This is a genomic window from Pseudescherichia sp., from assembly GCF_031979925.1.
In the GTDB taxonomy this organism is placed as follows: Bacteria; Pseudomonadota; Gammaproteobacteria; order Enterobacterales; family Enterobacteriaceae; genus Pseudescherichia.
In genome coordinates, this window is sequence record NZ_DALZFB010000006.1 from 189,167 (window position 1) to 199,525 (window position 10,359).

Below are 10,359 nucleotides of genomic sequence, written 5' to 3' on the forward strand. Positions count from 1 at the left end.
AAAATCCAAAAAGCAAGGGGGATTAACTGCACAATACGGCGGCCCGCGCCGGATCGATGGCGATCAGCCCGGCAAGCAGCGACGCCATTTCCGGTTGCAGACGCGTTTTATCCGCTTCGCTGCGCCCGGCCTTTATACGCAACAGTTTTAGCCGCCGCGCTTTGACCTCAAAAAGGAGTACCGGCTCCCACTGCACCAGGGAAAGCGAGGCCGCGTGACTATCCAGCTCTGCCAGCAGATGCTGCGCCAGGTCGTTTTTTCCTACCTGTTCGGCGACGCGTGCCATCAGCAGACGCAGCAGCCAGCGGCTTCGCGCACTGGTTATGCCAGGGCGATGTTGCAGCCAGGCCAGGGCCGCTTCTGGACCTTCACTGTCGGCCAGCGACAGTGCCTCCGGCTCCAGTTGCAGGATGTCATTGTCTTCTGAGGTCGCAACGCTGCTGACCGGAAGCTCGTGAAAGCTCAGGGGTGTAGCCAGCACCTGCTGCTGGATCCAGTTCAGGGTGACCTCATCGGCAAAAGGCGTGCCGTCATTGAAGGCCAGCCGCTCCAGGCCGTGCACGCGGCTCAGCAATCCTTTCAGATCGTTCTGGACGATGGCTGCTTCGTTTTCGCGGCCCTGCTTTAGCAGCGCCTGGTGGATATACCACTGTAAATCCAGCCACAGATGGCAGGCACCACGCGAGAGCAGATCGTCTGCGGCTTCCAGCAGCGGCTGCCACTGCTGCTGCAGATAGAGACGCTTAAGCTGCGCACGTGGATCGATTTTCAGCTGTTCAAAGCGGGTCCGCCCATCTGCCGTCTGCGTCGGAAGCTCGTTCAGCGTGTCATGACGGATGTTTTTCAACAGTCGGTGAGCCGCCAGCCAGCCGCCTGGCTGCTCCCGTAGATACGCCGCCAGGACGCGCCCCTGCGCCAGCAGCTCCTGACCGGAGGCAATACGGGCCAGCTCAGGCAGGCTAAGATGTGATGGGAAAGGGGTGCTGGCTGCGTTTTGTGGTACTACGGCATCCGCGCCACCGGACAGCTGAAGCCGGTTTTCCAGCGCGCCGTACAGCGGAACCAGCTGCGGCTGGCTCTCCTGCGACAACTCAGCGTTCAGCTGGTCAATAAGCAGCAGCGCCCCGGCGATACGCAGGGTGTCGCCGTTATTGACCTCCGGGTAGAGAGACAGGCTGTCGAGCATTTTGCCGCCGGCGAGCCACTCCATGGCCCCTTTACGGCTTCGGTCACGCTGCGGATGAAGTTGCGTGCCGAAGTGCTGCATCAGCCCTGCCAGCAGCTCAAGCCCGTCTGCCAGCCCTGCTTCGCCATCGCGGTGCAGCCGCGCCCAGGCGTAATAGGTGGCGACGCGGATATCTTTCGTTGCGGCGATCAGCAGCTTTTCAGCAAGCTGGCAGATGAGCGCCGTATCCGCGCCGGAGAGCTTATTCACCTCTTCACGCATACGCTGAAAATCGTCGTCGTAACCGGGATCGTCACCGGTGGGGTTGCCTGCGGTGACGGGCTGTAACCAGTTTTCCCACAGGGCCAGGCGCTGCTGGGTCTGTTTCGCCAGGGTTGCCGACTCGGCCATGCAGGCCGTGAGTAACGTTTGCAGGGAGGCCATCAGTTCATCTCCCTATTACCGTTATCCGCAGCAGCCGTCGCACCCACGCTGAAGATGGCATCCGGCAGAGCAAAGCGACGCAGCTTCAGCAGCGCCAGCGGTCCATCGCCCATCTGGGTGCGCAATAGCCACTGCAGCTGGCGGTTATCCGGAGCTGTAAGGGTCAGCCGGTACAGGCCGTCGCTGACCTTTTCGCGTTTCGCCTGCTCCAGCAGCCGGATCCCGCCCCACGCGCCGCTGTAGTTAGCCAGCAGTCGCGCCCCCGTCGTTGTAGAGGTCCAGGTCAGCATCGCTCCGGGTTTGTTAATCACCCCCGGCCAGCGAAAGCTCTGCCAGTCGGCAAGCTGGTTGAAGTAGTGCAGCGTCTGTCCGTCGATCGTCATCTGCGTTTCGACAATCTCCGGCATCGCCACGCCCTGCATTTCAAAGCTAATGCCCTGGCTGCCGTCGGTGAAAAGGATATCGGAGAGCTGGCTGAGCTGGTTCACCGCTTTCAGGAAGGCCGGGCTGAAGGTCAGTCCCTGGCTGTTGGTCTCGTCCGCCACCCAGCTGCTGCCCTCTTTATGCAGCACACCGCCCAGCTGGGTAGTGAGGAAGCGGTCGATACGTCCGGTATCATGGCGGATGAACTCTGCCAGCATCGGCAGGGACACGTCACTCTTTCCGGCGGCGAAGGGGTAGCGGCCGTCAAAGGATGCGTGCCAGTTGGCGACAATGGCACGCTGCCACCGATCGTTCAGGCTGGCCGCGGATGGCCGCAGTACCGTTTGCCATGCCTGCGTCAGCGGTTGCACAAACAGGGTATGACCAAATCGGCTCCACTCTTCACCAAGACTTGCCGCAACCAGGCTGCCGTAGGCCAGGGTATCGGTGAGATCCACGCTTTTCCCCTGAAACACCGTCTGCGCCAGCTGCTGCATCATCGCCTGCGGATCCGGCGCATTTGCCACCTGCTGGAGCTTCAGGCGCACGCGAGTGAGCCGGGTAAGGTACGTCTGTAGGCTGAGCGAGCTGTCGGCCGCCATCACGTTTTGCGTGCTGTTTTTACCCATCAGCTGAAGCAGCGGTCCGAACGTCCCCTCCAGCGGCCCGACCGGTCCTGCGGCCTGCTGGTCAATGGCAGGCCGCTCATCCCTGCCGATAAGCGCTTTGGCTGATTTGACCAGCGAATCAGAGATGGCTTCGCCCTGCTGCCCGGTCTGCCCCTGATAAGCCAGGGTGTTCATCAGGGCAATCAGCGGCGACTGGCGGACGTCGCCGGTCAGGGTGAGCTGGTCGGTGACGTCGGTAATGTTGTGCGTCGGATCCAGCCGGATGCTGTTGAGAAAGCTCAGCCAGGCCCCGGCAAAATCGGTAAAGTAGCGATTGGTCAGGCGCTGCTTCAGGGCTGCCGGGGAGATATCGTCGGAGACGCTACTGTGGTTATCACTCAGCACCCAGTCTATCTCATCACGTCGAGAAGCCACCGCGTGATCAATTGCATCCTGAATGCCCCCTTCCCACGCCTGGCGGGTAAACATGCCCGGCACTACCTCCCGTGTGCTGAACAGACGGCGGGCATCCGTCCCGGAGGTCATATCCTCCAGGCTCATATCGGCATAGTTGCGGCGAACAGCCGTGAGCATAGTCTCGTAGAGGGTGCTCTCGGCGTTACGCTGACCAATCTGCTCCAGCAGGACCTGACGGACCTGCGCCACCAGTGCCTCGTTCGGGGTGATTTTCCAGGACGGCTGTGCCGGCAGGTTCTGCATATAGAAGCCCTGTAAATCCGGGGCGATAACCTGCCACAGCGCAGGCGACAGTCCGGGGCGGGACGGTTCGGCGGCTTTCATCACGCCGGTAAAAAAAGCAGCATCGGCCCTCTCCGGATGCGCCATCATCAGGTATGCCTTCAGCTGGCCGTAACCCGGTTTTGCCCGCTTTTCACGTAAAGGGCTGCGCGGCGGCAGGTTCGCCAGCGCGTTCAGCTTCTGCGTCAGTGTCTCCAGGGCCGCGTCGCGGATCAGACGGTTATTCGCCTGTCCGTACCACGGCATCAGTGCCGCCAGCAGAGAGGCGTTATGATCAAGACCGAAACGCTGATACCAGGGCGCACCGTGCGTGCGCTGGATCTGCATGCGTCCGATATCGTTACGCAGCGCCTGCAGTGCCATCAGCTGGTTATCGTTTACCGCCGGGTGCTGCACCAGCCGCTGCGCCCGATCGGCAGCGCTAACAATGTGCTGGCGGTTAACCGCAAACGCCGTCACGCTGCCTAACCCCCACAGCGCCAGCAGCGTCAGGAGTGAGACCTTCAGCGTGTGCTCCCACGCCATCCCCACGCGCACGCCACGGGCTTTCCCGCAATCATTCTTCACGCCCTGCCACACCGCCGGAGCTGGCCAGCGGTGCTCATGTGCGGATGCGCCCGCTTCGCTCGCCGGTAACGTCGGGCTGAACATCAGGCCGCGCAGCGGAAGACGTCTCTGGTGCTCCGTCAGCCATGGGGTAAGCAGGGTTTGCCAGCGGGCAATGCCCTCTGTCTCCAGCTGCCGGGCGAAACGCAGAAGGTAGTCGTGTGCCGGAGTGACGTGCATCTGCTGCACTCCCTGCGCTCTTAGCGCAGGCAGAATGGCGGCCAGCTGCTGACCTGCGGCTTCGGGGGTGGCGCGTAATGGAAACAGCGCGCCTACGGTTTGGGTAATTCGCGCATCCTGCGGCCACGCGCTGTCGCTGACTGGCCATAGATAGACCGGGGGCTGGTAGTGCAACACCTCGCCCACCTGCTCCAGGGTACGAAGGTGGATGTCCAGCGTGGCGGGCGTCGCCTGCGCGTCGTTAAGAGCAAGCACGATCCCGTCCAGCGGACGGTGGCGGCGCAGCTTACGCAGGGCGTGAAGACGATCTTTGTCGATGGCGGCGGACAGAGTGCCGCCGTGAATCAGAACGGTATTGCGGCCCTCCAGCCACTGCTTCTCTGCAAGGCCAGGGGCGATGGCGGCGATATGCGCTGGCTCGCCGGTGACCAGTAATAGACGGACTTTATAGCGCCAGAGGGGGCCGTGACGGCGACGGAGGTGAGAGGCTATTTCTCCCGACAACATCGGCGTTTTTTTCTTTGATAATTTATTTTTCTCACGCAACGTTAAGCGTCTGGCCCTAATGATAAGCCAGGTATGTACTGCAAGAGAAGCCAGGGATATTAAACATGCCAGCATAATCCAGACCAGGCCACACACCAGCATAATTGGATAAATAACTGACCATTTTGCAACATGGTCTTTTATAAAAAACCAGTACGCAAATCCCCCTGATAAAATAAGAAACGTGATCGCTGCGGCGACAATTGTAACTGTTAACGCAGCAGAAAAACTTTCACTCTGATTTTTATCTATGTCCATTTGGTTTAATAATTCCAAGAGCCAAAGAGTGTAAAGGATCCGTGGCTATCCAGCCGCAGGGCTGCGATTGGCTTTGCGCATGAATAGCAGCAAGTGATACCACAACAAGCATCTCAAGTTTTTCCGTATTGCCCCAGAATGTGTCCTGCAGATGATGGCTAATATTCCAGCCGCTGCCAGCCAGTTCTGATTGTTGCGGGTGAGAAAAAAGAATGCAGGCATCAGGTGCGGCGTCGAGCTCGCTTTGCGCCTGCGCACGTTCGCATACCTCTTTCAGTGATTCTTTCGCTGATGAAGAAAAAAATTCCCCCCGGGAAAGTCGTACAGACCCTTCTGAACCTGCCAGCCACAAGACAGCAGCTTCACCGGCAGGCTGCAAACCCGCCGCATAGGCAGGAACAGACTGACATCCGGCTACCAGAACGTGAGCATCGTTATCGTCTGGATCCAGAAACGCAGCGATATCTGATAGCGTACTTTCTCCCATCCACATCTCAGGAAATTCAGGCAGCACAATCTTCGGGAAAGCGCTCGTCATCTGCCCAACAAACGCCTGCCACGTATTCTCGCTCCCCTGCCAGTAACAACGCTGCGGCGAGGTGAAGTCTTTGCCGTCGCGTTGATGTTTCCACTGAAGTACCAGCATACGAGCCAGCTGGTTTTCACGTTCTGTCGTATCGGCAGAAAAAGAGCGTGCCACACGCAGGACTTTACCGCCTGCCTCCAGATGTTCTACAGGTGCTTTTTGCTCACGCTTAAGCAGACGCAGCCAGTCCTTCCTCTCCGCACCCGCCGGTCCAATCAGTACCACATCTTCCAGGCAAAACTGCCGACGATGCTGATACCACCAGCAGCGATGCTTCTCTGCCACCTCCCTTCTCCAGGTGGTAGCATTGTGAACTGAAAAGCGGTAATGCATTTGCGAAACAAACCACAACCCCACAGTGAAGATTAAAATACAAAGCATGGCGGCAAAAACAGTTCCGTTGTCGCTTTCTGCTCCGCGAAATAGTGTGCTCGTTGCGCCAGCGACCAGGACCAGTAATGCTCCTGCGCCCAGCCAACGTTTTGTCACTGGCGGCCTTGCGGTACGATAATCAGGAAAGTTAGGAAGCGCTCTCATTGTTCAACACCGCAGTCTGGAAAAGAACTCACCAGCGTGCAGCCACAGGCGCAGTGGTGTTCGTGGAGCGCAACAGGCTGATCATCTACCGTTGACAGATCGCTACCCTCACTTATCGTGGTCATACCGTGCTTATTACACATAACAGGATCGCCTTTGGTAGCAATGCCTTTTCCAAAACAGAGATAGTGTCCGGCCAGGACTTTTCCCCCATACTCCCGCAGGGTATCGCCTTCGCGTATTACCGGTTTCATATTTACTCCATGTATAATTTCGTTATGACCACAGTGCGGCTATGGCTGCTTTTGTATTTGCCAGTTTTTCTGCCTCATACAGCTGTTGTTGCTGGGCGATTAATTCAGCTGACTCATTTGTCAATGCAGGCTGAGAAGGAAGCTCAGATGACATTGCCAACGGCATATTGTCTGCGGCATTTACCACTGATATTTTCTGTTTTACTCCAGGCGACGATTCATTACCTATAAAAGGCCCACCTCTCTCAATTCTCTCGATAAGAAAACTCGCACCGGGTGCCTGATCTTTAAACTCCGCATCCATAACACGTCCATATCTTACAAGCGGAGTAACATTCTTACTCATTAGTTCACCGAAATAGATCATCCGATATAAAAAATAACTTCCCCACGGCTCGCGGGTATCCAAAGACGCATACAGAAACCAGGCTCTGGAATCATGGATCTGATCGTCAAAAAGTGCCCTCACCAGACCTCCAGGCTGTTGTGCGTTGCTGCTTTCTCCCTGAGCAGGAAAAAGCTGTGCGACCTTCTCATTGGCCTCTTTTCTTAACTTTTTATATTCACCTCTCGCATCGTCATCACTGAAGATATAAGCCAGGTTGCTAAATATATTAATGCCCTTATATAGCCAGTTCCCGGTTATGGCACGCGGTTCCAACTGGTAATCCTGGCGAAACTCTTCTGCAGCGTAACGCAGCTGCGTCTGCGCCATTGCGGGATCAAAATCTTTTGGCCCTGGCGGGTAGGGAATATAGATATCTCTTTTCGCGGACTCCTGCATTTTTTGGCGCGTCTTTTCCACCTCTTCCTGTTGTTTCTCGCGCGCCTGTTCGGATTTTTCTCTTATCTCTGGATTGCTATCTTGATCCATACCCTTTGCCGCTGACTCAAGATAAAACCGTTGTTTTGTATAGTTGCCGCTTGCATACCGTCCTATTCGCCATGCGGTTATCCAGGCCATTTGCTCTTCCAGCGCGGTAATAATATTGACTGATGCGCGTATAGGTTCGTATTTGGCGGCGCGTTCATCGCTTATTTCCTGCGAAGATGAGGGAAGATTTAGCATTAATTCACGCCAAGCGTTGAAGCGTTCAAAAAGCCCTTCCTTCACAAAATATTCTTGCTGTAACTCAGCTGACATTCCCCGCCAGCTTTGCGGCAAAAGATCTTTGGGTAATGCCGTTGGAAACACCTTCAATGGTGCTCCAGTCTCAAATGCTGCTGCATATAAATCATGTGATACAATTTGAGATAGTAAATAACCGTCGTTGTCCCCTGTCGCTTTCCCCTGATCGCCTGGCGGATAGCCGCCGCCAATATCCGAATGCATGCCGGGATATACCACCTCTCTGGCATAGGACGGATAGGTGCCATCCTGGCGGCAAATCGAGTCCAGGGGGAAACAGAGTCGCTGTTCATGGCCAGAGACCAGGTGGATGCAGTTTTTAATCAGGCCGTTATCGGGTAGTTCCATTGCACCATCCGCCCAGCCCATATGCCCTTCGGCAACGGGAGCGATATGGGCGACGCCTACAGAAGCTACCGTATCAAGCAGCCCCAAAAATTCAACGCTCAGGGGTACCTGCCAGTCAGCGCCCTCCAGGGTCAGGCAGAGATCTGGCTTCGCTCCTTTCCGGAAAGCATTGGGCAACAGCTCAACCAGCCAGTTAACAAAGGCCCGTGCCGCCGCTGCGCCGCGAGAGAAGCCGTACACATAGAGCTTAATACCCAGCAGCTTCGGTTTACCGGGTTCAGGCTGCTTTAAGGCCAGCTTAAGGTCGGATTCCAGATCTTTTAAAAGTCTCTGGAACTCTATCATCCGCATCATCGATCCGGAATTTGCCCGATTGTCCTCCATTTCTGTCGTCATTGCCCGGACGGATTTCCAGCTTTCATCATCGGACAAGGCAGGCTTGCCCAGCGTGCGTCGTAAAGCATCAATGATGCGAATTAGCCCCCAGTTAATTCGCGCTTCGCCACCGGTAGCGCAGGCCAGACCGAACGTGCTGTAATCCAGATCCGACACCTCCGGAAAGGGGGTACCGACGCCGGGGATATAGTATTTATAATATTTATTGCCTAACGTTCCCGCCATATCCACCAGCTCCCCGGCATGCCCCTGAACCCCACCGGCATAGCCCTGGCCAATGGTCGCGCGGAAAAGACGAGCAATATTGGTCGGGTGTTTAGGATCGGCGATATAGAGATCGTTGTTCAGATTATTACCGGTTCCGTCGAAGAAAAGACTGATATGCAGCGTCTTACAGCAGGGCGGCTCCACAAGGCGACCTGCTGCCAGGCACAGCTCATCGCGGTAGGCCAGCTCCTGGCTGTCCTGCTGCTTACAGTTTTTCCCAATTAACGCGGCCTGTGTTGGTAATCGTCCCTGTTTAGGAAATTGCGGCGGATACCAGGCGAGATCGGGCTTCATTGTGGGCATACTTTGGGTTCCTCCATTTTGATCGGATCTTTAATCGGATAATTAGGGTTGCCGTACTCGTAGCAGCTGGTGGTGACCTTAATTTGGTCGCAGGGTAAAAAGTGGACCGTAATTCCGCAGGTTTTTTGTCCGGTATAATCGGGCACGGGTACTATTTTCGCATGCGTTTTATTCAGTGCTTCTATTTTTTTATACCACTCTTGTTTTTTATCATAATATGCTTGCAATACTTGATAAGAGGCTTTCTCACTCATCCCGGTAGTGTCAGGTATTTTCGGCTCAGGAATTTCAGGAACATCGTCTGCAAAAGCCACACCGGTTACCCAGTCTACTTTTGCCGTTAAACCCGGTTTCCATTCCGCTGGCACACCGTAGCAGCAGCCACCGCCGCCCCCCTGCCAGGGACCGATAATGTCCAGTCCGTACTGTCCGTCTACGCTAAATTGATTAATCGCCCAGTGGGTATGGTTAACAGCTTCAATAGTGCCGTAGCCACCGCTAATCGTTTTTTCCTTATCTGGCCGATCGCAGCCTGTAAGCAGGAGCGTTACCGAAATAAAAATCAAAAATGCCCACCAGCACCTGCCATGCGAAAATTGCGGCGGATACCAGGCGAGATCGGGCTTCATCGTGGGCATACTTTGGGTTCCTCCATTTTAATCGGATCTTTAATCGGATAGTTGGGATTGCCGTAGTCGTAGCAGCTGGTGGTAACCTTAATTTGGTCGCAGGGTAAAAAGTGGACCTTTATTCCGCAGGTTTTTTGTCCGGTATAATCGGGGATGGATGCTATTTGTTTATGTTCCCGATGACTTTCTTTTATTTTTCTCTCCCACTCTAAATATTTATCCCAATGTTCATATCCCGGAAAATCATCTGTAGAAGCCTCACCAGTTTCCCAGTCTACTTTTACCGTTAATCCCGGTTTCCATTCCGCTGGCACACCGTAGCAGCAGCCACCGCCGCCACCCTGCCAGGGGCCGATAACGTCCAGCCCCGACTGTCCGTCAACGCTGAATTGATTAATCGCCCAGTGGGTATGGTTAACAGCTTCAATGGTGCCGTAGCCGCCGCTGATCGTTTTATCCTTCTCTGGTCGATCGCAGCCTGTAAGCAGAATCGTTACTGCGATAAAAACTAAATATGCCCACCAGCACCTGCGGACCGGAAATTGCGGCGGATACCAGGCGAGATCGGGCTTCATTGGGGGCATACTTTGGGTTCCTCCATTTTGATCGGATCTTTAATCGGATAATTAGGGTTGCCGTACTCGTAGCAGCTGGTGGTGACCTTAATTTGGTCGCAGGGTAAAAAGTGGACCGTAATTCCGCAGGTTTTTTGCCCAGTGTAATCCGGAACCGGAACTACCAGGCTGTGTTCCCGGTTCTGCGCTTTTATTTTCTTCTTCCACTCTAAATACTCATCCCAGTTTTCAAATCCCGGGAAATCCATCGAAAAACCCACCCCCGTTTCCCAGTCCACTTTTACCGTTAATCCCGGTTTCCATTCCGCTGGCACACCGTAGCAGCAGCCACCGCCGCCCCCCTGCC

At 55.5% G+C, this 10,359-nt stretch carries 8 protein-coding genes; all 8 read right to left on the minus strand.

Translation table 11 applies throughout. The annotated features are described in order from the left end of the window. Positions 1-22 precede the first annotated feature (22 nt). Complete coding sequence (gene tssA, locus RTM13_RS12895) at positions 23-1,609, minus strand: type VI secretion system protein TssA (protein WP_312212393.1); 1,587 nt, start codon at positions 1,607-1,609, stop codon at positions 23-25. After that, positions 1,609-4,989 carry an ImcF-related family protein gene (locus RTM13_RS12900; RefSeq protein WP_312212394.1) on the minus strand — a complete coding sequence of 1,127 codons (3,381 nt, stop codon included), beginning with the start codon at positions 4,987-4,989 and terminating at the stop codon, positions 1,609-1,611. The genes tssA and RTM13_RS12900 overlap by 1 nt, the downstream gene beginning before the upstream one ends. Next, positions 4,976-6,064, minus strand: a complete 1,089-nt coding sequence (locus RTM13_RS12905; protein ID WP_312212395.1) for a hypothetical protein — start codon at positions 6,062-6,064, stop codon at positions 4,976-4,978. Before RTM13_RS12905 ends, RTM13_RS12900 begins: the two co-directional genes overlap by 14 nt. Before the next feature lie 44 nt (positions 6,065-6,108). Continuing rightward, positions 6,109-6,366 carry a PAAR domain-containing protein gene (locus tag RTM13_RS12910; RefSeq protein WP_312212396.1) on the minus strand — a complete coding sequence of 86 codons (258 nt, stop codon included), beginning with the start codon at positions 6,364-6,366 and terminating at the stop codon, positions 6,109-6,111. A gap of 22 nt (positions 6,367-6,388) precedes the next feature. After that, positions 6,389-8,809, minus strand: a complete 2,421-nt coding sequence (locus tag RTM13_RS12915) for a DUF2235 domain-containing protein (RefSeq protein WP_312212397.1) — start codon at positions 8,807-8,809, stop codon at positions 6,389-6,391. After that, positions 8,797-9,447 carry a DUF3304 domain-containing protein gene (locus RTM13_RS12920; RefSeq protein WP_312212398.1) on the minus strand — a complete coding sequence of 217 codons (651 nt, stop codon included), beginning with the start codon at positions 9,445-9,447 and terminating at the stop codon, positions 8,797-8,799. Before RTM13_RS12920 ends, RTM13_RS12915 begins: the two co-directional genes overlap by 13 nt. After that, positions 9,435-10,022, minus strand: a complete 588-nt coding sequence (locus RTM13_RS12925; RefSeq protein WP_409456040.1) for a DUF3304 domain-containing protein — start codon at positions 10,020-10,022, stop codon at positions 9,435-9,437. Before RTM13_RS12925 ends, RTM13_RS12920 begins: the two co-directional genes overlap by 13 nt. Next, positions 10,010-10,359: DUF3304 domain-containing protein (locus RTM13_RS12930; RefSeq protein ID WP_312212399.1), on the minus strand; the 350-nt coding region annotated here is incomplete at its 5' end. The genes RTM13_RS12925 and RTM13_RS12930, both read right to left, overlap by 13 nt.

What these genes read in the sequence shown, in the direction of transcription:
- tssA (WP_312212393.1), bottom strand. Translation starts at nt 1,609, where the DNA reads ATGGCCTCCCTGCAAACGTTACTCACGGCCTGCATGGCCGAGTCGGCA.
- RTM13_RS12900 (WP_312212394.1), bottom strand. Translation starts at nt 4,989, where the DNA reads ATGGACATAGATAAAAATCAGAGTGAAAGTTTTTCTGCTGCGTTAACA.
- RTM13_RS12910 (WP_312212396.1), bottom strand. Translation starts at nt 6,366, where the DNA reads ATGAAACCGGTAATACGCGAAGGCGATACCCTGCGGGAGTATGGGGGA.
- RTM13_RS12915 (WP_312212397.1), bottom strand. Translation starts at nt 8,809, where the DNA reads ATGCCCACAATGAAGCCCGATCTCGCCTGGTATCCGCCGCAATTTCCT.
- RTM13_RS12920 (WP_312212398.1), bottom strand. Translation starts at nt 9,447, where the DNA reads ATGCCCACGATGAAGCCCGATCTCGCCTGGTATCCGCCGCAATTTTCG.
- RTM13_RS12925 (WP_409456040.1), bottom strand. Translation starts at nt 10,022, where the DNA reads ATGCCCCCAATGAAGCCCGATCTCGCCTGGTATCCGCCGCAATTTCCG.